At 68.9% G+C, this 21,916-nt stretch carries 23 protein-coding genes; 15 read left to right on the plus strand and 8 right to left on the minus strand.

The genetic code is table 11. The features are described from left to right. From PYR72_RS22975 to PYR72_RS22990, 4 genes are all read left to right on the plus strand, one after another. Nucleotides 1–690 (plus strand): hypothetical protein, encoded by a 690-nt coding sequence (locus tag PYR72_RS22975; protein ID WP_275457057.1) that lies wholly within the window; start codon nt 1–3, stop codon nt 688–690. Between the two features lie 717 nt (nt 691–1,407). Then, a complete protein-coding gene (gene mobC / locus PYR72_RS22980) occupies nt 1,408–1,809 on the plus strand; it encodes a plasmid mobilization relaxosome protein MobC (RefSeq protein WP_275457058.1) in 402 nt (133 codons plus the stop codon). A 4-nt stretch (nt 1,810–1,813) separates the two neighbouring features. Beyond that, a complete protein-coding gene (locus tag PYR72_RS22985) occupies nt 1,814–3,493 on the plus strand; it encodes a mobilization protein (RefSeq protein WP_275457059.1) in 1,680 nt (559 codons plus the stop codon). Between the two features lie 68 nt (nt 3,494–3,561). After that, nucleotides 3,562–3,954 (plus strand): hypothetical protein, encoded by a 393-nt coding sequence (locus PYR72_RS22990; RefSeq protein ID WP_275457060.1) that lies wholly within the window; start codon nt 3,562–3,564, stop codon nt 3,952–3,954. 68 nt (nt 3,955–4,022) lie between these two features. Here the strand turns inward: PYR72_RS22990 and PYR72_RS22995 are convergent, their stop codons facing one another. From PYR72_RS22995 to PYR72_RS23020, 6 genes are all read right to left on the minus strand, one after another. Then, entirely contained in the window at nt 4,023–4,145 is a 123-nt protein-coding gene (locus PYR72_RS22995) for a hypothetical protein (protein ID WP_275457061.1), read from the minus strand. 49 nt (nt 4,146–4,194) lie between these two features. Continuing rightward, nucleotides 4,195–4,941 carry a DUF317 domain-containing protein gene (locus PYR72_RS23000; RefSeq protein ID WP_275457062.1) on the minus strand — a complete coding sequence of 249 codons (747 nt, stop codon included), beginning with the start codon at nt 4,939–4,941 and terminating at the stop codon, nt 4,195–4,197. 285 nt (nt 4,942–5,226) lie between these two features. Then, on the minus strand, nt 5,227–5,406 hold the full coding sequence (locus PYR72_RS23005; protein ID WP_275460493.1) for a DUF397 domain-containing protein: 180 nt from the start codon (nt 5,404–5,406) through the stop codon (nt 5,227–5,229). A 20-nt stretch (nt 5,407–5,426) separates the two neighbouring features. Next, on the minus strand, nt 5,427–6,281 hold the full coding sequence (locus tag PYR72_RS23010; protein WP_275457063.1) for a helix-turn-helix transcriptional regulator: 855 nt from the start codon (nt 6,279–6,281) through the stop codon (nt 5,427–5,429). Nucleotides 6,282–6,288: 7 nt separating this feature from the next. Next, complete coding sequence (locus tag PYR72_RS23015) at nt 6,289–6,813, minus strand: DUF6879 family protein (RefSeq protein WP_275457064.1); 525 nt, start codon at nt 6,811–6,813, stop codon at nt 6,289–6,291. Beyond that, nucleotides 6,773–7,192 carry a hypothetical protein gene (locus PYR72_RS23020; RefSeq protein ID WP_275457065.1) on the minus strand — a complete coding sequence of 140 codons (420 nt, stop codon included), beginning with the start codon at nt 7,190–7,192 and terminating at the stop codon, nt 6,773–6,775. Before PYR72_RS23020 ends, PYR72_RS23015 begins: the two co-directional genes overlap by 41 nt. A gap of 198 nt (nt 7,193–7,390) precedes the next feature. Here PYR72_RS23020 and PYR72_RS23025 point away from each other — a divergent pair, with 198 nt between their 5' ends. The 9 genes from PYR72_RS23025 to PYR72_RS23065 all read left to right on the plus strand — a co-directional run bounded on the left by PYR72_RS23025 (nt 7,391) and on the right by PYR72_RS23065 (nt 16,382). Then, nucleotides 7,391–7,759 carry a hypothetical protein gene (locus tag PYR72_RS23025; RefSeq protein WP_275457066.1) on the plus strand — a complete coding sequence of 123 codons (369 nt, stop codon included), beginning with the start codon at nt 7,391–7,393 and terminating at the stop codon, nt 7,757–7,759. Between the two features lie 387 nt (nt 7,760–8,146). Continuing rightward, nucleotides 8,147–8,440, plus strand: a complete 294-nt coding sequence (locus PYR72_RS23030; protein WP_275457067.1) for a hypothetical protein — start codon at nt 8,147–8,149, stop codon at nt 8,438–8,440. Nucleotides 8,441–8,567: 127 nt separating this feature from the next. After that, nucleotides 8,568–8,738, plus strand: a complete 171-nt coding sequence (locus PYR72_RS23035; protein ID WP_275457068.1) for a hypothetical protein — start codon at nt 8,568–8,570, stop codon at nt 8,736–8,738. A gap of 20 nt (nt 8,739–8,758) precedes the next feature. Then, nucleotides 8,759–10,006 carry a methyltransferase, FxLD system gene (gene fxlM, locus PYR72_RS23040; RefSeq protein WP_275457069.1) on the plus strand — a complete coding sequence of 416 codons (1,248 nt, stop codon included), beginning with the start codon at nt 8,759–8,761 and terminating at the stop codon, nt 10,004–10,006. Between the two features lie 70 nt (nt 10,007–10,076). Further along, nucleotides 10,077–10,274, plus strand: coding sequence for an FxLD family lanthipeptide (locus PYR72_RS23045; RefSeq protein ID WP_275457070.1), 198 nt, complete (start codon nt 10,077–10,079; stop codon nt 10,272–10,274). A gap of 72 nt (nt 10,275–10,346) precedes the next feature. Beyond that, nucleotides 10,347–13,394, plus strand: a complete 3,048-nt coding sequence (locus PYR72_RS23050; RefSeq protein ID WP_275457071.1) for a lantibiotic dehydratase — start codon at nt 10,347–10,349, stop codon at nt 13,392–13,394. Next, nucleotides 13,391–14,539, plus strand: a complete 1,149-nt coding sequence (locus tag PYR72_RS23055) for a lanthionine synthetase LanC family protein (protein WP_275457072.1) — start codon at nt 13,391–13,393, stop codon at nt 14,537–14,539. The genes PYR72_RS23050 and PYR72_RS23055 overlap by 4 nt, the downstream gene beginning before the upstream one ends. A 23-nt stretch (nt 14,540–14,562) precedes the next feature. After that, nucleotides 14,563–15,519 (plus strand): thiopeptide-type bacteriocin biosynthesis protein, encoded by a 957-nt coding sequence (locus PYR72_RS23060; RefSeq protein WP_275457073.1) that lies wholly within the window; start codon nt 14,563–14,565, stop codon nt 15,517–15,519. A 128-nt stretch (nt 15,520–15,647) separates the two neighbouring features. Next, nucleotides 15,648–16,382, plus strand: a complete 735-nt coding sequence (locus tag PYR72_RS23065) for a hypothetical protein (RefSeq protein WP_275457074.1) — start codon at nt 15,648–15,650, stop codon at nt 16,380–16,382. A gap of 119 nt (nt 16,383–16,501) precedes the next feature. On the opposite strand, the gene PYR72_RS23070 is transcribed toward PYR72_RS23065, so the two are convergent. Then, a complete protein-coding gene (locus PYR72_RS23070; protein WP_275457075.1) occupies nt 16,502–17,665 on the minus strand; it encodes an XRE family transcriptional regulator in 1,164 nt (387 codons plus the stop codon). A gap of 7 nt (nt 17,666–17,672) precedes the next feature. Beyond that, nucleotides 17,673–18,476 (minus strand): hypothetical protein, encoded by an 804-nt coding sequence (locus tag PYR72_RS23075; RefSeq protein ID WP_275457076.1) that lies wholly within the window; start codon nt 18,474–18,476, stop codon nt 17,673–17,675. Between the two features lie 763 nt (nt 18,477–19,239). On the opposite strand from PYR72_RS23075, the gene PYR72_RS23080 reads away from it, so the two are divergent. Both PYR72_RS23080 and PYR72_RS23085 read left to right on the plus strand, forming a co-directional pair. Next, a complete protein-coding gene (locus PYR72_RS23080) occupies nt 19,240–19,731 on the plus strand; it encodes a hypothetical protein (protein ID WP_275457077.1) in 492 nt (163 codons plus the stop codon). A gap of 110 nt (nt 19,732–19,841) precedes the next feature. After that, nucleotides 19,842–21,878 carry a flotillin family protein gene (locus PYR72_RS23085; RefSeq protein ID WP_275457078.1) on the plus strand — a complete coding sequence of 679 codons (2,037 nt, stop codon included), beginning with the start codon at nt 19,842–19,844 and terminating at the stop codon, nt 21,876–21,878. Nucleotides 21,879–21,916: the final 38 nt, after the last annotated feature.

Here is a 21,916-nt window from a genome sequence, read left to right on the forward strand (position 1 = left end):
TTGGACCGACGTGAAGTCGCCGCCGTCCTCGCCTACGTCGGGCGCCTCGACCCCCGCACCATCCGCACCGGCACGGGCGAGGCCCGTGACCAGATCGCCCAGTGGCAGGAGCTGCTCGACGACGTGCCTTTCGCCACCGACCACGGCTGGGACGTCCGCGAGGCGATACGGTCGCACGTGCTCGACTCGCCGTACCCGATCCTGCCCTTGGACGTCGTCCGCAGGTGGCGTGCCCACCGACGCGACCGCCTCGACCGGCACACCGACCCCACTCCCGCCGCAGACCCGGACGACCCGGTCGCCTGGCGTGCCGAGCTGCTCCGGTCCCGGAACGCTGTCGCCACCGGGGTGACCGCCCCTGCGACGTACCGGCACATCAACAGCGGTGGTCGGCCTCGCGACGTCGATGAGCGCCTGCGCGAGGTCGGGTCGTGCATCCCGCCGGCCGTACGCGCCGAGCTCGCCCGCTACCGTCCGGCCCGCGCCGCACGCGAGACCGCCGTCGCCGCAGGCGTCCCGGACGCGCTCGGCGTGCGGTGCGACTGGTGCCACGCGGCCGTGGGCTCCCCGTGCCGTCAACGCAGGGCGAGCCCTGACGGAACCGCCCGGGGCAATGCCGTACGTGCCACTCCCCATCCGTCGCGCGTCGACCTCGCCGCTGCCCGGATGGACCGACACCGAGCAGCGTGACGCCGTCCCGTTTCGCTCCTCTCGGCAGTTGCGTGGGCTGGGAACGGCCCGGTCCCCAACCGGTCGTACACGGTCCCGACGAGCGCTTGGGGGACCGCGTCCCGGGGACCGTGTGACGGCTGTCGGGGACCGGTCCCGCAGAACATGCAGCTCAGAGGGCCCTTATGTCGGTCACCTGAAGCGTCCCCGGTAACCGGGACCGTCCCCCACGGCAGCCTCTTCGGTCCCCGCGGGGACCGGGACCGTGCAGCGGAACGGGACGGTCCCCGTGACGACGTGTCAGGGGGACCGTCCCCGATGATCGGCGCGTCCCGTCCCCCGTTGTATGGGGACCGTGTGCCGCAGCGCTTGGGGACCAGTCCCCGTTGCACTCCTCGCAAACCACACAGCCCTGCCCCTGACGGCGTCTACCGCAGCTCCCACAACCGTCGCACTGCTTCGGCCACTGGCCTCATCTGCCAGCGCTCGACGCTTCGGCGGCTCAGCTCCCCTACCGACCACACCCTCGGAGAACCACACGTGCACGACCGACACCACGACGACACCAACCGGCAGGAGACGCCCAACACCCCGGACAACCGCGCAGCAAGTTGTCCGGTAAGGAGTCCTTACCCGGCCCCCGCCCCGGGGGAGGCGGAGGCATCCGGCGCAGGGGCGCCGGAGCCGGTCGGCCCTGGGGAGCCGACCGGGACAGGGGGTAGCGAGTCGTCGTCGAACATGCCGCAGCACTCCGCGCCGCGTCGCCGCCTGCGTGACAAGCAACTGCGCAAGCGCCGCATCCATCCCCGCTACAACGACGACGAGATCGCCCTCGTGAAGTACGCCGCTGCCCTTAGCCGCATGACCCCCGGCGGTTACGTGGCCGAATGCGCGCTCGCCGCCGCCCGCGCCGACGATCCCACCGCAGCCGTCGCCGACTACCGCGCTCTGGTGAAGGCGCTGATGGCCGCCAACGGGCAGCTCGGCATGGTCGGCAACAATCTCAACCAGCTCACCCGGCACCTCAACATGGACGGCGCGCTGCCTCACCCCGACACCGTCCAACGGCTCCTGGACCGCGTCGAGGCGTCCATCGCCGAGTTGGACACCGCCGTCGCCCGCATCACAGACGGGCGGTGAGTCGTTGATCCCGAAGATCATTCTCGGCAAGGGGCCACAGGCCACGCGCCGCACGATCGGCTACCTCTTCGGCAAGGGCCGGGCCAACGAGCACATCGACCCGCACCTGGTGGCCTCGTGGAACGACTTCGCCCCCGACCCCGGCCGCAGCCCGCACCGCGATCCCAAGGAGGTGGAGGCCCAGCTCGCCGCGCAGCTCGACCAGCCCGTGCAGATGCTGGGCGACAAGGCACCCAAGTACACGGTGTGGCACTGCCCTGTCCGTGCCGCGCCTGAGGACCCGATCCTCTCCGACGCCCAGTGGGCGGACATCGCCCGCCGGATCGTGGCCGCCGCCGGCATCGCCCCCACCGGAGACACGGAAGCCTGCCGCTGGGTGGTCGTGCGCCACGCCGACGACCACATTCACATCGCCGCCACCCTCGTCCGCCAGGATGGTCGCCGCCCCCGGCGAAACCACGACATCCGCGCCGTGCAGAGGGAAGCCCGCCAGATCGAAGTCGACTACGGGCTCCGGCGGTTGAAGCCGGGCGACGGCACCGCAGCCAAGCCCCCCACCAGCAAGGAAGTCTTCAAAGCCAAGCGCCTGGGCCAGGACGCCACCTCCCGCGAGATCCTGCGCCTGCGGGTCCGCCGCGCGATGGGCGCCGCCTCTACCGAGGCCGAGTTCTTCGCCCTGCTGGAGGCGACCGGGGTGACCGTGCGCCTCAAACTCGGCCCGTCCGGCGACGCGCTCGGCTGCACCTTCGCTCTCCCCGGTGACACCAACGACAAGGGCGAGCCCGTGTTCTATGCAGGGTCCACCCTCGCCGGCGACCTCTCCCTGCCCAAGATCCGCCAACGCCTCGCCACCACCGGCCCCGAACCGGTGGCCGTCCGGCCGGGCAACCCTTGGCACCAGGCCACCGACGCCACCGAACGCATCCCCCACCACCTGGCCCTCAGCGACGACGCGGTGGCCCAGGGCCAGCTGGCCGCGCTCGGCGGAGCACTCGACCTGCTCCCGCTCACCGCCCCCGCCGCAGCGCGGGCAGAACTCGAACGCGCCGCCGTCGCCTTCGAACGCGCCACCCGCTCCCGCGTCGCCGCCGACCACGCCAGCGCCCGTGTCCTGCGCCGCAGCGTCCAAGCGATCTGGAAGGACCCCGCACCGCATGGCGACGGTGCCGGGCTGGCGATGCTGCTGGACGTCGCGCTCACCGCCGTCGTCTACGCGATGCACTGGCACCGCACCCGCCAGCACGCCCAACAGCAGGCGGCAGCCGAGCAGACCCTCATCCACCTGCGGGCCGCGTACGCGCAGGTCACCGGACCGGTCCTGGCCGGCCTCGCCAGCCGGGCACCCAGCCCTCAGACCAAACGCCGCTACGCCCACCACCTCCGAGAAGCGGTCCCCAAGCACGCCGAACGCATCCTGGCCGACCCGGCCTGGGACGCCCTGGCCACCGTGCTCGCCGAGGCGGAAGCCGCCGGACACAACCCGATCGTGCTCCTCGACCGGGCCCTCGACCAGCGCCGCACGCTCGACGACGCCCACAGCCCCGCACGCGCACTGACCTGGCGCATCCGCCGCCTCGGCGAACGCCACTCGCCCGGCCCACGAGCCCAGGCAGCCAACGCCGGCCACGCCGCAGCACACCCCACCGCTCCGCGCCCGCAGGAACCCCGGACCCGGCGGCCCTAAACGCCCCTACTCCCTGGCCGCCGCCATCACCGACGCCGATCACAACGACACCACACAAGGAACCGCCCATGCCCCAGCCCTCTGTCCGCGCCGACATCGTCGTCCTCCTCGCCGAAGTGGACAGCACCAGCGGCGACGACCCGTCGCTCCTGTATCGCCGCAACGGGACCGCGTTCACCACGGCCGAGCACGACCTGATCTGCAACGCTACCCCGGCAGAGATGACCGCCGCGAAGTCGCAGCGACGGCTGGAGAGCGAGTGGGTGCGTGAAACCCACGAGACGCAGAAGGCCCTCGTCGACCTGTTCACGAAGTACGTCGACCAGCTCCCCGACGGCTCCCTGTGCAGCAACATCCACGCCATCATGACCGACGAGGACTACGCAGAATACGAGCGCCTGGCCAAGATCATCGCCGCGCGAACCGGCCTCGAATTCCGCACCGAGCACGAAGACAACTGACCTGACACACACCGGCGGCGGCCCACCCGGTGGGCCGCCGTTGCGACAGGACTGACGTGGCTACCGATTCATCCCGTGACGATCACCGTCCCGGTACGGACGGCCGTCTGCATGACGATGCGGCTGCGCCCGCCGGCGGCGATGGCCAGAAGCTGGCTCCACCACTCGTTGCCCAGCCGGGCGACGAGCACCTTCCGCGCCGTGACCGTGACGGTGGTACCGCCGCCGAGGGCCTGGTCGTCAGCTGCGGCGGACGACGGTGAGCCGACCCGCGGCGCTCTCGGGCACAGTGCGGCGGGGCACCGGAACCGGCGAGGCGAGCGAGGAAGCGAACGCGGCAACCACGCCGTGGGGGACGCTGGCGCTGAAGCTGGCACACCACAGATACGGGGCGCCAAGAACGGGCTCCGCCCACGCCTGCCAGCCCACAAGGTCAGGACGCGGGTCGGCGTCCTCGATGAGGGGCGGCAGCATCTCCAGGGACACACTGGAGCAGAAACCGGGTTCCACCGCGGTGGTGCGCGGCCGATCCACGTCACGCATCCAGCCGCGGGCACAGAGTGCGTCGAGGACGGTCTCGGGCCCCTCGAAGCCGACGTCGGGCGTACAGGCGCCGATCTCCACGAGTAGATCGGCGAGCGCCTCGTATGGGGTGCCGACAGTGAAGTACGCGTTCCACTCCGCCATCACGGACGTGGCACGTGAGCGGGCGCTCAACTGCCAGGCGACCGGCAGCCCACCCAGCTCGAACGGGTAAGCAGCAAGGACCCACTCAGCGCCGTATAGCCCGTTGGGGCTCACGTACAGCAGGGTGCTGCGGGAGGTTGGCCACATATGCCAGTCGAGGCTGGCCAGGGTGTCGCCGATTCGCTCGGCAAGCGCGCCGTCGTCACCGGCCAAGTGACGTGGCGAGACCCAGTACACCGGGTCTGGTGAGTCGGGATGGGAGGGATGGCTGGGGTGGTGCGGGTGCAGGGGCGCCTCCATAGGCTCGGAGATGGATCAGCCACCGTCGAGAGGGGATGAGTAGCAGCTATCGGCCATAGCCAGACTTCGTGTGGGGTCATGAACGTCGACCAACTGACCGCTATCCACTGGCGAGATGTTGCAGGTTGCCATGCTGCTGCCGCCAGGCACCAGTCCTTGCGGGGTCCTTTCTGTCTGCCTGGGGCGAACTGACCTCCTCGGATGGCAACTTGCGTCGAGTGACTCTCGCCGATCTGACAACCAAAGGGTGATCGGCACCGTTCATAAGGGGCTACGCGAACGCCATCAGCGCTGTCTCTGTCTGGTGTGCTCCACGAAAGCCGTCCAGGCGGTCGGTTGGACTTCGATGGTTCCCCGGCCACGTGCCTTGGTGTCCCGAATCATCACCGTGGTCGGGTCGTTGTCTGCTACTTCGACGCAGTTCTGCGTTTCCGTGTACGAGCTGGTTCGCCAGTTCGGGGTCATCGGCTGCACGGTGCGCTCTCCTAGTCGTTCGGGATCTGGTCGTAGTGCTGGATCGCCGTGGAGATGAGGTCTCGGACGGCGGTGCCGTAGACCGCTGACTGCTTAAGGAGGGCGAACGCCTTGGTGTACAGCTCGATTTCGCGGGGCTGGGAGACGGAGAACTCCGCCGAGTAGGTCTCGACGAGGACGAGCCGGCTGTCGAACATCGAGAACGCGTTGCCCGGCCAGATGAGGGTCGGGGCGGACTTGGGGACAATGCCCAGGCTGAGGCGGGGAAGGCGCATCACCGCCAGGAGGCGGTCGAGCTGGCCCTTCATCACTTCTGGGCCGCCGAAGTTGGTGTAGAGGGCCTGTTCGCCGAGGAGGACGTTGAAGATGCGCTCGCCCTGGTACAGGTACTGCTGGCGTTCGAGTCGCTTGGCCACGGCCGCTTCGGTGTCGTTGGGTATCTCGTAGTAGCTGACGCCCTGTTGGAAGACCTCGGCGGCGTAGTCCGCGGTCTGGAGGGTTCCCCAGATGAGCGTGGGGTGCCAGATGCGGAAGACCTTGGTCTTGGCGTAGACCGGGATGGCTTGGCGTTGTCGTTTCTCGACGCCGGTCTGGAGCTGTCGGCGCCATTCGAGCCACAGCTCGTCGACGTGGCGGACGATCGCGACCAGGTCGCCCAGTTGGTCGCCCTGCCCTGTCGTCTCGCACCAGACTCGGATGTCGTCCTCGCTGGGGCGTTGCTTGCCGTTCTCGATGCGGGAGACCTTCGACTCCTGCCACGCGGTGGCGCGCGCGAATGCCCGGCCGCTGGCGAATCCGGCGTCCTTGCGGAAGCCGCGCAGCCGGGCACCGAGCGCTTGCAGTGCCTCTTGTACTTGGGTGCTCACGGGTCGGTCAGGGCTTGTACTCGGGGTGCGGGGTGGCGGCGGACCACAGCAGGTCCCGTAGGCGTACGCACTCGGCCACGGTGTCCGGGTCCTCGATCAGTTCCGACCCGAGCACCCTGCCGTCGGGGTCGAAGTGGCCCACGGCGAGCAGGCGGTCGTCGTACAACCACCAGTCGTTGCCTCCCACGGGGAAGGTGACGCCCTCCGGCAGGCGGTGCCGGGGCAGCCAGCGGATCTCCTCGCCGGCCTCCTCGTTGAGGGTGGTGGTGGCGTGTTCCCACTGGATGTAGGGGGTGTGCGGCTCGGTGACGACTCGGACGCGTCGGACGGTTTTCCCTTCTCCGGTGACGCGCCTGATGAGGTGCGTCCAGGGGGCCATGTAGGAGTAGTCGACGCTCTCGCCGCTGAGCCAGCTCGTGAAAGGGCTGTCCTCGTCGGGGACGGAGTAGTCGTCCCTCAGCTCCAGATGGAATGCGTCCTGCGCGAAGCTCTCAAAGAGCCGGTTGCGCTCGGCGCTGGAGATCAGCTCCACGCGGTTCCTCCAGTAGGGCGGTGATCGCGGCCTTGGGGACCTCGACCACGGTCTCGTAGTCCGGAATCTCCATCTGGGCCAGCGCCTCGGGGTCGGTCACCTCGCGGCCCTGGACGATGAACGTACCGTTCGGCGTGAGGATCATGATCGGATCCTCGATGCGCCTGATCTCCCCAGCCGCCAGGCCGTCGTTGGTGAGGTGCTCGAACAGCTCTGTGGGCACCTCCACCGCCGTCTCCCCCTCCGGGATCTCAAGCTGCATCAGCAGGTCGTTCGCGAAGATCTTCCAGCCCTGGACGAGGTAGGTGTCCCGGTCCGTGGCGTACAGGGTCGGGCAGTCGCCGACCGTGGAGTTCTTACCAAGGAACCGTAGCTTCATGGCCGTTCTCCTGTCTGCTGCCTTGCTTGGGTTTGCGCGACATGACGATGGTCGATGGGCGGTTGTGGGCCGTCAATCGGCTTGCTGCAAACTCGCGCAATCTCCTTGGGACTTGGGTGGCGGCCGCTCTACGTTCGTCTCCGAACCCGAGCAACCGAGGCAGTCGCCGCAGGTTGCGGTACCGAGGGGAGATGCGTGGTGAGCACCGTGACGGACAGACGCAAGGCTCCAGCCGTCGACAAACAGCCCATCGACACGGAGCTGATCGCGGACAGCACCGACGCCGCCCTGAGGATGAAGCTGGGCACCTCCACCCGCGAGAGCATCGACATCAGGACCACGGCCGTCATCGAGCAGCTGAACCGGCTTCTCAGCATGGACCTGGGCGCGGACGAGGACCCCGACATCAGGAATCTGGTCAGCCGGGCGAACAAGCTGCTGGAGCTGTCAGCGCGTCCTACGAAGGAGACCCCGGCCTTCAGCGCCTTCTTCTATATGCGCGACGTCGCCAGTCTTACCCGCCGGCTGCTGTGGGTCTGCCCGGAGGCAGGCGGCCATGCGCCCTGATCACCCCGTGCTCCTTCACGTCTCTCCCACGCCGGCACACGCCGTCCGCGGGCCTGAGTCCGGGTTCTGGTGCGAATGGCGTCACGCGGACGGGCGGCGCATCAGCTGTGCCGCACAGCCGACCGCCGCCTCGGCTGTCCGATGGGCACGCATTCAAGTCCGCGTCATAGCCTCGGCCGCTGAGCCGGCCTCCATCGACCTCCTCGTGGACCGACGTGCCCAGAGCTGGCGGGACGCCGTCTCAGCTCTTCAACAGGGTGTGGATTTCACGCTGCCGTTCGCAGCGGGGCCGTGCTCCTTCGTGTGGCATGTGCGCCCGGTAACCTTTCTGCCCCTTGTCGGCGGTAACCCGCTGCCCCATCTCCATCTCCGGGGAGGAGGCCCGCCATGGGGGTGAGGCCAGGAGAGTTGTGGAGCCGTTTCGACTGGGCGACCGGCAGCTGCTTCAGGTGCGAGCAGACGAACGTCCCCGTGGCCGAGGTCGGCGAGATCGCGATGGCGGGCACGGCGTTCCCCCTCTGCGCCTGCCAGCGATGCGTCTTCAGGCTCGAACAGCTCCATTGGACGATGAGCGAGCGCGCCGCCCGTCTGCGGAATGCCCTGGCTCCCGGACAGCCCAGTCCCCTCGGCCAGTGGCCCACCAAAGCGCCACTCAACAGACCGCCCGCCCACGTCGCGTAGGAGAGCGGCCGCGTCCTGGACGGGCCTTCAACCCCGCTCCCGCTGTTCGAGCTGGAGGTATCCCAGACCTCAGAAGGACAGGTCACAGCGGGAGCGGGCCGCACCGCCGCAAGAAGAGGGAGCTGCCTTGGCAGCCGAGGAACCAGACGACGACACGTTGTTCGACCTGATCGGCGCCGACGGCGCCGGAATCAATGCCAGTAAGGACGAGGGCCTTCCCCTTGACGTGCGCGCACTCGCCGCTGACCTGGCCGACAACACCGCAGACAGGCTGGCCCAGCTCAAGAAGACGACGTAGTGCCGAGAAGGAGAATGCTTGTGAATGACACTCCCGCCCCGATGTCCGAGACGGACAACGCTCCCGCATCCGAACAGCAGTTGCGTGATGCCATGGTGGAGCGGCTGATCGAACTGGGGGCCGCGCGCAGTGGCCGCGTCGTGGCCGCGTTCCGTTCGGTACCCCGGCACCTGGCCACCCCCGAAGTGGACATGGCTAAGACCTACGAGGCTGAGTTCGCGGCCGTCACGAAGACGGACCCGACGGGCGTGAACATCAGCTCGGTGTCCGCCCCGCGCATCCAGGCCATGCAGATCGAGCAGGCGGACATCCAGCCGGGGATGAGCGTCCTGGAGATCGGCTCCGGCGGGGTGAATGCGGCCTACCTCGCCGAGATGGTGGGCGAGCAGGGCCACATCGTCACGATGGACATCGACCGCGACGTCACCCGGCGGGCGGAGGACTTCCTCAAGGCGACCGGCTACGACCGGGTCGTCACGGTGATCACAGCCGACGGTGAGCACGGCGTGCCCGGCCACGCGCCGTACGACCGCATCGTCGTCACCGTGCAGGCCGCCGACATCCCGCCCGCCTGGGTCCACCAGCTGAAGGAGGGTGGTCGGCTCGTGGTGCCGCTGCGGATGCGTGGCATGACCCGCACGGTGGCGTTCGTCCGCGACAGGGAGCGGCTCGTCAGTGACGGGTTCGAGCTGTGCGGGTTCGTACCGATGCAAGGCGTCGGGGAGAACCGCGTGCGCCTGGCATTGCTCCACGACGTGGAGGAGGAGGAGATCGCCCTCCGCCTCGACGGACATCCCGAGCCCGACGCCGCGGCCCTGCGGGTGGCTCTGGGTATGCCCCGCGTCGAGGCGTGGTCAGGCGTCACCGTGGCCGGTGACGAGTCCACCGAGCATCTGGACCTGTGGCTGACGACCGCCCTCGACAACCTTCCCCTGATGGCGGCCAAGATCGGCGCGCGACAGCGTGGTCTGGTTGCCTCCGCGTCGCCGATCGGCGTCCCCACGCTGGTGGACGGTGACAGCTTCGCCTACCGCACCGCGCGCCCCACCGACTACCCGGACCGGTACGAGCTCGGGGTGATCGGCCACGGGGCGCAGGGACAGAAGGTCGCGGACCGCCTGGTGGAGGAGATCCAGGTCTGGCACAGCGACCACCGGGCCCAGCGTGCGCACATCGAGGTCCACCCGGCGGGTACGCCGGACGACCGGCTCCCCGCTGGTCGGCTCGTCGACCGGCCCCACACGCGGGTCACGATCACCTGGCCGTGACGCCGTCGGCGGCGCCACGGCCAGGCCGGCACAGCACATCCCACCCAACTCTTCCCGTGAGGAGAACGTGATGGCACCGCAGAACCCCACCACAACGCTGAAGGCCGCGACCGACTACAGCAACACCAGCGCCGGGTCGGACTTCGACCTCAACATCGAGACCCTCGCCTCCGCCCCGGTCATCGGCTCGCTGCTGAACGACACCAGCGACAACTGCACCTCCACCTGCCAGTCCGCCTGCACCAACAGCACCTGCATCGGCGGCTGACCCACCAGGGGCCGGGCGACATCCGACGCGCCCGGCCCCGCGCACCACCGTGACGAAGAAGGAGGCACAGCGATGTACCACGCAATCGACGCGAGCATGATCCGCGCATCAGTTTTCCCGCTGGCGGCGACGCTTCCTCCTTGGCCCGACCTGGACGGCAACGCCCCCGCCGATGTCGAACGCCGGCGCGACTGGATCGCCCAGGTCTGGGCGGACGACACCCGGGCTGCCGCCATCGAGTTCGCCGCGCCGCTCCTCGCCTCTGCCATCCGCTACGTGCTCGACGGAGAGCGGCAACGGCCGCGCACCGTCCGGCGCATCGTGGCCTCGCTCGCCCGCTACCTGCTGCGCATGCAGCACCGCGCCACACCGTTCGGGCTGTTCGCCGGCCCCGCCCCCGTGAACATCGGCGGCACCGCTCGGGTGACATGGGGGAAGGAGCACCGTGCTTTCGCCCGGGCCGATGCCGAGTGGTTGAACGCCGCCATCACCGCCCTGGAAGGCAACCGGGAGGTGCTGCGGCGCCTGCCCGTGGTGGCAGATCCGACCTGCACGATACGAGGCACTCGGGCGGCAGTACCGCACCAGTCCGGCACGAACGGCCCCACCGACACCACACTGCGACGGACCCGAGCCGTGGAAGCGGTGCTCACCTTAGCCCGTACGCCGATCACGGTCGGCGACCTCGTGGCCAAACTCCACGGCGACTACCCGAACACGCCGACTGCGGTGATCGAGGACATGGTGTCCAGCCTCGTCGCCCACCGTGTCCTGCTGACGAGCCTCCACGCCCCCATGACGTGCGACGACGCGCTCGGACATCTCATCGCGCAACTGGACGCCACGGGTACCGCCGCTACATCAGGTGGGGCGGAGACAGCCGAGGAGCTGCGAAAGATCCACCAGCTCCTCGTTCTGCACGACATCGCTGTCCAGGGTGAGCAGCAGGCCCTGCGCGTCCAGGCGGCTGCGCGGATGAACACCCTCACCGGAGGCACCGCCCGCGCCCTGGTTGTGAACGTGCGCCCCGACTGCGACATCGTCCTGCCGACAGCGGTCACGCGGGAGGCGGAGCGTGCCCTGGAGGTCATCTCCCGCATCTCGCCGTACCCGAACGGCTCTCCGGCGTGGCAGGACTACCGTGCGCGGTTCCTGGAGCGCTACAGCATGGGCGCGATCGTCCCCCTGCGCGACCTCACCGACCCGGACACCGGCCTCGGGTTCCCCGTCGGCTACCGCGGCACGGTCCTGAAGCGGCCGGTGCTGGCCACGACCCACCGCGACGAACACCTTCTCGCTCTCGCCCAGTCTGCGGCCCTGAACGATCGGCGCGAAGTCGTCCTCACCGAGGAGGACATCGAGGCCATGTCACTCGGGGAACCCACGCAGGTGCCCGCTCACGTCGAACTGTGCTTCACCGTGCTCTCCCCCTCACTGGAGGACCTGGAGCACGGCCGGTTCGACCTGGTCACCGGCGGTCTATCCCTCGCGGCCGGCACCACCACGGGCCGTTTCCTAACGATGCTGGACCAGTCGGACCGCGACCGGATGGCCGCCGAGTACGCCGCCCTGCCAACGCTGGCCGCCGGAGCCGTACGCGGGCAGGTGTCCAGCTCGCCTCTGCGTATCCCGACCCGCAACGTCGGCCGCGCCCCCGCCGTCGTCCCGCGCGTCCTCTCGGTCGGCGAGCACTACCCGGACGCCACCCTCGGCCTGGACGACCTCGGCGTCGTCGCCGACTCCCGCCGCCTCTACCTGCTCTCCCTCTCCACCCGACAGCTCATCGAGCCCTCGGTGATGAACGCCGTGGAACTCAGCAGCGCCACGCACCCCCTCGTCCGCTTCGTCACTGAACTGCACCGCTCCCACACCGCCATCCTCACCCCCTTCGCCTGGGGCGCGGCGGCCCGGATGCCGTTCCTGCCCGAAGTCCGCGTCGGCCGCACCATCCTGTCCGCCGCCTGCTGGCGGCTGAACGCACGCGATCTCTCCGACGACAGTCGCGACTGGACGTTCCGTCTCACCGACTGGCGCATCCGCTACGGCGTACCCCGCACCGTGTACGTCGGGGGCAACGACCAACGGCTCCGCCTCGACCTCGACATCAGCGCACACCGGCAACTACTGCGCGCGGAACTGGACCGCCACGGAACGGTGACCGTGCACGAAGCGCCCGACGAGATGGCGTTCGGCTGGGTCGGCCGCGCCCACGAATTCACCGTGTCCTTCGCTTCCGACCAACCGCCTTCCCCCGCGCCCATCAACCGCACGGCGACCGTCGTCAACCACGACTCCAGCCGCCTGCCCGGCGCCGGCGAGTGGGCCTACCTGAAGCTGTACGGCAACGCCGACCGCGCACGCGAACTGCTGACCACGGACCTCCCGCGCCTCCTCCACGACGGGGACGCCGACGCACCGACGTGGTGGTTCACCCGCTACAACGACCCCGACAGCCACCTCCGGCTGCGACTCCGCCTCCCGAACCCGAACGCCTTCGGTGAGGTGGCGCAGCACGTCGCCGCCTGGGCAGGTGAACTGCGCGCGGAGGGCCTGCTCCAACGTATCCAGTGGGACACCGACGAGCCGGAAACCGGACGCTACGGCACCGGCCCCACCCTGGACGCCGCCGAACAAGTCTTCGCCGCAGACTCCGCCGCCGCCCTCGCACAGATGGCCCTCCCCATCCCCGACAGCCTCCGGCCCGCCGTCACCGCCGCCAGCTTCGTCGACATCGCCGACGCCTTCCTCGGCTCCCCAGCGGACGGACGGGCATGGCTCACGACGAACCTCCTGAAGAACGACGGCGAAGCCACCACCCGCGACGTACTCTCCGTAGCCATCCACCTCTCCGCCCCAGGCCCGGACCACGCGGCCCTGCGAGCCTTGCCCAACGGTGAGCACCTCGTCGCAACGTGGGCCCTGCGACGCGCCGCCCTGATCGCCTACCGCCAGGCTCTCGAAGCGCACGGTGCCGACCCCTCCGCGGTTCTGCCGTCCCTCCTGCACATGCACCACAACCGGGCCGCCGGCATCGCCCCCGACAGCGAAGCCATCTGCCGCCGCCTGGCCCGCGCCGCCGCCCTTTCCTGGACCGCAAGAGAAGAAGGAGCCCTGCGGTGACCACCGCTCCACCCACCCCGGACACGGACGCCACCCTCCGGCAGTCCCTCGCCCGAGGCTCCCTCGGCATCGCACTGCTCCACGTCGAACGCGCCCGCCAGGGCACTGGATCCTGGCAGACCGCCCATCAGCAACTTGCCGACATCGGCCCGCTCCTGGACGGCAACGAGACCGGCCTGTTCCTCGGCGCGCCCGCGATGACGTACGTGCTGCACTGGACCACCGTCGACAGCAACCGGTACACCAGCGCCCTGCAGACCCTCGACCGAATCGTCGCCGCCCACATCCGACGCCGGCTGGCAGCAGCACACGCCCGCATCGACCGCGGCGAGCCGACCACCTTCGCCGAGTACGACCTCCTGCGCGGCCTGACCGGCCTCGGCGCCCTCCTCCTACGCCGCGCCCCCAAGTGCGATGACTTCAAGGGCGTACTGGAGTACCTGGTACGCCTGACCGAGCCCCTCCACACCGCCGGCGGGCGAACCCGCCTGGGCTGGTGGGTGAGCCACAGCCCCGTCAGCCTCACTGCTCCCACCCCCGACGGCCACGCCAACGCTGGCCTCGCCCACGGCATCACCGGCCCGCTCGCCCTCCTCGCACTCGCCAAACTCCGCGGCAGCACCGTGCCCGGCCACGAGAAGGCGATGCTGCGGATCTGCCGCTGGCTGGACCAGATACGCGTAAGCGACCACCACGGCACCCGCTGGCCACGCTGGATCACCAGCACCACCACCGTGCCCCCACACCTGGCCGCCCCCTCCTGGTGCTACGGCACTCCCGGCCTGGCCCGCGCCCAACAACTCGCCGCCCTCGCCCTGAACGACCCTGACCGCAAGCGCATGGCCGAACGAGCACTCCTCTACTGCCTGGCTGACCCCACCCAGCTCAACCAACTCACCAGCCGCGGCCTGTGCCACGGCCTCGGCGGCCTTCTCCGGGTCCTCCAACGCGTCACCCAGGACGCCGACGAACCCCGAGCCTTCGCCCGCCACCTGCCACAGCTCAGCGAACGCTTCCTGACCACCGAACCCCCAGCCGAGACCGACTTCCTCAACGGCTCGGTCGGCGCGACCCTCGCCTTCCAGAACATCCAAGAAGGCACCCTCCCAGCCAGCGACTGGGACGCCTGCCTTCTCCTCACCTGACCGTGCCACAGAAGGAGATCGGGATGGACCTGCCCGCCAGCAGCACGATCGAGCAGGCCGTCCTGGCGGCTCTCACCGGCACCGCGCTCGCGGAGGCCGCCAGCCAGGCGCAGACGTCGCCCGAGCATCTCGCCGAGACCACCGAGCACTACCGTGGCACCGGCCGGTCGGCACTCGACCCCCAACTCGGCAGCTGGCACCAGGTGAACATCGAGTTCACCGACTACCCCACGGCGGAACAACCCTTCCGCACCTACCTCCTGCCCGCCTTACGCACCGGGCCAATCGGAACATGGTGGTTCGTGCGCAAGCACCCCTGCTGGCGTCTACGCGTCCAGCCCGGCCCAGGGACACGGATGGAGGACGCCGTCGCGCACCTCACCGAAGTACTCGACAGCACCCTGTCCCGGGGCGTCGCCAAGCGGTGGTGGTCCTCCCTGTACGAGCCGGAAACCATCGCCTTCGGCGGCACCCACGGCATGACGATCGCCCACACCCTGTTCCACACCGACAGCGTCGGAGTCCTCGACTACCACCAGCACATGGCCGACAGCACCAGCGGGCTCCTCGGCCCCAAAGAGACCTCTCTCCTCGTCACCACTCTGCTGTTGCGTGCCGCCGGGCTGGAGTGGGGAGAACAGGGAGACGTATGGGGGCAGGTCGAAACACGACGCCCACTGCCCACAGACGTGCACCCTGACCAGGTCAGCAGCATGGTGGCCCTGGTACGGCGACTCTTGACGCTCGACGCCGGCCCCGCACTCACCGACGGCCCACTCACGCCGCTCGGGAACTGGGTGACCGGGTTGGAGCACTGCGGCCGAGCCCTCGCAGACGCAGCACGCGCGGGCAAACTGCAACTCGGCCTACGCGGCATCCTGGCCCGGCACATCCTCTTCCACTGGAACCGAATGGGCTTCACCACCCGCCAACAGGCCATCTGGGCACGAGCGGCACGCGAAACGATTCTCGGTAACTGACCACGCACACAACGACTTCACGTGAGCCCGCCGAAGTACCCTCTCGGGTACGCCGCACCGCATACCGGCGGGACGGACGTCGTCAGCCGGTAAGCATGTCTGGCGCGGACGGGGAAGGACATCGCGGGGTGACGGACGAAGAACTGCGGGAGAGACTGACATGGGGACGCCAGAAGCTCGAAGAGATGGGCGTCTTCCAGTCCACGGAGGGGCTCCGCTGGGCAGCTGCCCACGGGATCGTGCTGTTCGTGTGGCGCAACGGCCCGATCGAGGACGCGCACGCTTCTCCGCCGGGCAAGCGACGTAAGAACCTGCACGACGGTGCGATGTTCGCCCGCAACACATGGCTGACCCGACAATCTTTCGACGCCTTGGGGAGCACTGAACCCTTCCGCCTGCTGGAGCTCGAAGATGTGATCTTGGACCGCGAGGCAATCTGGCCTGGGTGCGATGGGACGTTGACGGACTTCGGCTGGGGGTTCTTGGGAGAGATCACGAAGCACGTCAAGAGGCGTATCGACACACTGATGCACTTCGAGGAGCAGCTGTCTCACGACGACTTCCTGATCTTCGTGGCCGCCCCTCAACTCGGGACCCACGACGACCACTTCGGTATGCCGAGATGGCCGACCTGCGTGAAGGCGGCGATCCGTCGCCTGCGTGGAGATGACGCGGAGTTCTTCCGTGAGCGCGGCGAGCTGATGCAGCGTATCGGGCCGGCGCCGGACTCGGTCGCCTCTGACTTGGAGACGACGGAGAAGGCTCTGCTCAACGCCCCCTGGGAACTGGGCGCCGAAAGTCACGGCTGGTTCGCCTGGAACCCGATCCTGAGAGTGCCGCGCCCATCGCCTCCAAAGTGCTGAGGCGCCACAGGACAACAAGCGGGTCCCCGTAGCGCCCTCTCAGCTGAAAAGACGCCACGGGCCGCACGGGGGCAGCTGGGTCCTAAAGCCTTGCGGCTTCTCCTGACGCCGGGTGATGATCAACTCGGGAAAAGCGTGAGCACCTCAGGAGCGGCTGGCTTTGTGCCTTCCTCGGATGCGTCCAGGGAAAGGCGCGGCCTCGTCATCGTCGCCGTGGCGTAGACCTCGTTCGCAAGCTCGAAGGGCAGGCCCGAGCGGGCGACAAGGTCGTCGAACGACACACCCGTCTCTTCACAAAGGCGGACCGCCTTTTCGAGCAGCAGGGGTGCTTCGCGGGGGCCGAGGTCGCAAGGCTCGGGGTCGCCGTGCTGAGAGAGCATCATCATGGCGCGCTTGTACGTCGTCTCCCGGAAGGCGCCGAGGGCGTGGGCACGGTAGACGAGGGCCTTGAGCGATGCGCCCCAGCGTCGCTTCAGTGCGTAAAGCGCCTCCCAGTCCAGCCTCTTCGGAAGCTCCGCAAGGATCTCGGCGCTCGGCATCAGAAATTCAGCCGCGAAGTCGTGCGCCTGGTTCTCGACGATCCTGCTGCCGGGCTCAGCGTCGAGGTGCATGACCAGGTGCCCGGCCTCGTGCGCGGCGTCGAAGCGAGATCGAGCCTTGTCGTTCTTGGCGGGGTTCCGGAAGACCAGCGGCCTGCTCCCGTACCAATGCGAGAAGGCGTCTACCCGCTTGGACATCGCAGGAAGCTCCAGGACCACGGCGCCATGGGCTTCGAGTAGTCGTGTCACATGCGGGATCGGGCCGCTGGGTACCCCCATGGCCTCGCGAGCGTCGCGGGCCACAGCCGCGATGTCCGCCCTGCTCGGCTCAGCCGGCAGAGCCAGGCGCGGCAGTGCCGCGGGGGGGAGTTCCACGTAGTGCTCGACCGTCGTCACCAGCCGCCAGACGATCTTGCCGAACGCGACCGCCTGATCCCGTTGAAGTTGCGTCGTCGCCCGGAGGCTTCGGAAGTGGGCGGCGCTGGGCACCGTTGGATGCGGGTGCCCTGTGGCGAAGAAGGTGGCGGGCACTCCCAGCGCCATGGCCAACTGCGCAACTACCGTGCTTGAAGGCCGACTCTGGCCCAGCTCGTACTGACTGACCGCTGCCGGCGTGAGCCCGACCTGCTTGGCAAGCTCGTTCTTGCGGAGCCCTCGAAGCTGACGAGCCGTGGTCAGAGCTTCGGGTTCGAAGGAACGGGAGGCGAGCTCAGCGCCTCTCGATCCTCGCGGCGGTGTCGGCATTGATTTCTCAGTCTGTGTTCTCGCGCTCTTCGCGCGTGTCTTCGGTGCGCCGGCGAAGCGGCAGATCGTTCTCCTTGAGGTCAGTGTGATCAGGCGCCTTGGGGGCCTCCTCTTCAACGGTACGGTCCTCGTCGGAATCCGTTTCAGACGCCGGGTGGTCTTGATCTGCGAGGCTCTCGTCGGGCAGCTCGCCGTGCACGACAAGTTCGTCCACGGTCGATCGCGGAGCCGGAAGGCCCGGCTGGAGATCATTGTGGATCTCGACCGTCCCATCAAGCCAGGGCGAACCGCCCTCTCGGTTGTCCCGCGGAAGACCCACCTCGATGACGCAGTTACCCGTCTCCGGATCACCCGTGTGCACGATCCGAACATGCCCCTGACGAACAGCTTCCGCGAAGCTGTCGGCCCAGTCGGGGTCCTGGTCGAACGCCATCTGGTCCTGAGCCACGCTGTTCTGCACTGCTCCCCGAAGTCGAGCGGCGCTGCCGTCCCAGCTCAGCTGTTCGAGCTTGTCCCGCACCTTTTCAGGGGCGGTGAGCGGGAATTTGTAGACCCTCACGACCCACGGCTGGGAGATGACCTCGATCGCCCCGCCCGCGACCTTTCGGACCGGAATCCCTGCCTGGTGAATCTTCTGGAAGGAGAGGTTGGCGATATTCCGCCAGACCAACTGAGCAAAAGTGCCGTTGTCGTCCCCGTGAGACGGGTCATGACGGTCGGCGTTGGTCGCGTACACATCGCGCGCGACGTCCCGGATGATCTCCAGCACCCGCCGGAGATCACTCACAGCCTGCTGCAGAGTGATTTCCACGCCGCGACGATACCAGAAGGCTCCAAAAACTGCGCGAGAATAAAGTAAATGGACGCGTTGGCGGCGCGTACCTCAAGTGCCTAAGGGGGCCCATGCTGCAGGCGCCCACGAGACGGCAGACGGCCGGGGCGCGTTGGTTCACTGCTCGGCAACGCCTTCCGCCTACCGGGGCCCGGCGTATCGACGACGTGTACGGGATCGGTGTCTCGAACGGCTCCACGAGTGGGACGTGACCGCATCGGCGTAGCGAAATCGGAACGGAGGCCAGGGCCACAAGCGCGCTCCTCGTCGGCCCGCAGCCGGTGGCCACGTTGCCGACTGTCGTGCTGGTGCCGGGCACCAGCACCAACAGTGCCGTCTGCCGCCACCTGGCAGGAGCATTCGCGACCCGTCGGCCGACCGTCGTGCTCGACGTGCCCGGACAGCCCTGTCTGAGCGCTGACGGCCGCCCGCGTCCGGGTCGGTTCGCGTGGTGCGGTCGATGGCTGACCGAGGCACCGGAGCAGGCGGTGCCTCTGACCGGCCCTGCTCATCGGGCACTCGTCCGGCGAACATCTTGACGCACTCTTAGCGGGAACCGGCATGGAGGACCGAGTGAAGATTGCCGGAAGCAAGCAATGCGCTTCGAGTGTTCCCCAGGCAGGATTGGTCCGGAGGGAAGCGCACGGATCGGCCTCGGTGCCGGGCACCGGCAGGTGACCGGCACCAGGGCCTGGAGTGTGCGCTGAGGCCGTCACAGACGGGGACGATCGGGGGGATCGGGATGCGGACGTTCTTCGAGGCCGCCACTACTTACCCGGTTTTCCCCTTCACCGTCGCCCTGATCGTGGTCGTGTGCTTCTGGCTGCTGGTCGCGGTGGGCGCTGCCCACTCCGGCAGCTTCGACAACGACGCGGACGCCGAAGTCTGGGGACTGGGCGGGGTGCCGGTATCCGTCGGGTTCTCCCTGGTGACGGGTGCGGCCTGGCTCGGCAGCCTCTGCGCGACCGTTCTCCTGGATCCGCTTGTCCTCTCGGGTCCGGTGCGCGCGCTGACCGGGATCGCCGTACTGATCGCCGCACCGCTGTTCGCCTGGCGGGTGGCACGCGTGCTCGTACGGCCGTTGCACCGCCTCTTCCCCGATGAACCCGGGCCGTCCGTGCCGGGCGAGGCCCGCACGGGTGACGCAATCGGACTGCGAGACGCCGACAGCCAAGACCCCCGCCGGCGGACGTCACACGACGTCGCGCTTCAACCGCGGGACCGCGCCGCCTGACCCGCAACACCACCTCACCCGCAACACCACCTGACCCGCAACGCCGCCGGATCTCGCCCCGGCTCTTCTTCTTCACGCTGCAACTCCCTTACGCCTCAAGGACGTATGCCATGGTCACCATGATCGTGGGCATCGGCGCGCTCGTCGCCGTCTGCCTGCTCGCCGTACTCGTCGTCGCCCGGCTGTTCCGCAAGGTGGAGCAAGGCAAGGCGCTGATCGTCTCCAAGATGCGCAAGGTCGATGTGACCTTCACCGGGCAGGTCGTGCTGCCCGTGCTGCACAAGGCCGAGGTGATGGACATCTCGGTGAAGACCATCGAGATCACGCGGGCCGGCCGTGAGGGACTGATCTGCCGGGACAACATCCGCGCGGACATCCGGATCTCGTTCTTCGTGAAGGTCAACAAGACCGTCGAGGACGTCGTCAAGGTGGCCCAGGCCGTCGGCACGGCGCGGGCGAGTGACCGGGACACGTTGCAGGAGCTGTTCCATGCGAAGTTCTCCGAGGCGCTGAAGACCGTCGGCAAGCAGCTGGACTTCACCGACCTCTACACCAAGCGCGAGGAGCTGCGGTACCGGATCATCGAGGTCATCGGCGTCGATCTCAACGGCTACCACCTGGAGGACGCGGCGATCGACTACCTGGAGCAGACGCCGCTGACCCAGCTCGACCCCGCCAACGTCCTCGACGCGCAGGGCATCCGGAAGATCACCGAGCTGACGGCCGTGGAGCATGTGCGCACCAACGAGGCGCAGCGCCATGAGGAGAAGGAGATCACCCGGCAGAACGTCGACGCCCGCGAGGCGATCCTGGAGCTGGAGCGCCGCCAGGCGGACGCGGAGATCAAGCAGCGCAGGGAGATCGAGACGGTACGGGCCCGTGAGGAGGCCGAGACGGCGCGGGTGATGGAGGAGGAGCGGCTCCGGTCGCAGGGCGCGTTCCTGCGGACCGAGGAGCAGTTGGGTGTGCAGCGGGAGAACCAGGCCCGTGAGGTCGCGGTCGCCGCGAAGAACCGTGAGCGGGTCATCGCCATCGAGACCGAGCGGATCGAGAAGGACCGTCTCCTCGAAGTCATCGCGCGGGAGCGGGAGACGGAGCTGACGCGGATCGCCGCGTCGAAGGAGGTCGAGGCGGAGAAGCGGGAGATCGCCGAGGTCATCCGCGAGCGCGTCGCCGTGGACCGTACGGTCGCCGAGCAGGAGGAGTCCATCAAGAAGCTGCGGGCCGTGGAGGAGGCGGAGCGGGAGCGGCAGACCGTGATCATCGCCGCCGAGGCTCAGGCGCAGGAGAAGCTGGTCAAGGACATCAAGGCCGCCGAGGCCGCCGAGCAGGCCGCCACGCACCGGGCCGCCGAGGAACTGACCCTGGCCGAGGCCCGGTTGAAGACCGCCGACCTCGACGCGCGGGCCAAGCTGCGCCTCGCCGAGGGAGTCCAGGCCGAATCCGCCGCCGAGGGCCTCGCGGCCGTCCAGGTCCGCGACAAGGAGGCGGAGGTCATCGAGAAGGCCGGCCGCGCGGAGGCCGAGGCGACCCAGGCCCGGCTGCGCGCCGAGGCCGACGGTGCGCGGGCCAAGGCGCTGGCCGAGGCCGAGGGCATCAGCGGGAAGCTGAAGGCCGAGGCCGCCGGTCTCACCGACAAGGCCGCCGCCATGGCCGCCCTGGACGACGCCTCCCGCGGCCACGAGGAGTACCGGCTGCGACTGGAGGCCGAGAAGGACATCCGGCTGGCCGGGCTGGACGTGCAGCGGCAGGTCGCCGAGGCGCAGGCCACGGTGCTGGCCACCGGGCTGGAGAACGCCGACATCAACATCGTCGGCGGGGAGTCGGTCTTCCTCGACCGGCTGGTGTCCTCGATCGCGCTCGGCAAGGGCGTCGACGGCTTCGTCCAGCACTCCGAGACCGCCCAGGCGCTGACGAAGCCCTGGCTGGACGGCACCTCCAGCTTCACCGACGACCTCGGCCGCGTCCTCGGCTCCGTATCGACGGCTGATGTGCGGGAACTGACCGTCTCCGCGCTGCTGATGAAGCTCATGAAGACGGGCGGGGCCGACTCGGCCGCGCTGCGGCAGCTGCTCGACAAGGCCGGCGAGCTGGGTCTCGCGGACGCCTCGCTCACCGCTCTGAACGGCAGCGTCGCCAAGGTCTGACCGGCGGCCCATGATCCGCGGTCCGGAGCTGCCGCACA

The organism is Streptomyces sp. VNUA24 (genome assembly GCF_029167005.1).
GTDB lineage: Bacteria > Actinomycetota > Actinomycetes > Streptomycetales > Streptomycetaceae > Streptomyces > Streptomyces scabiei.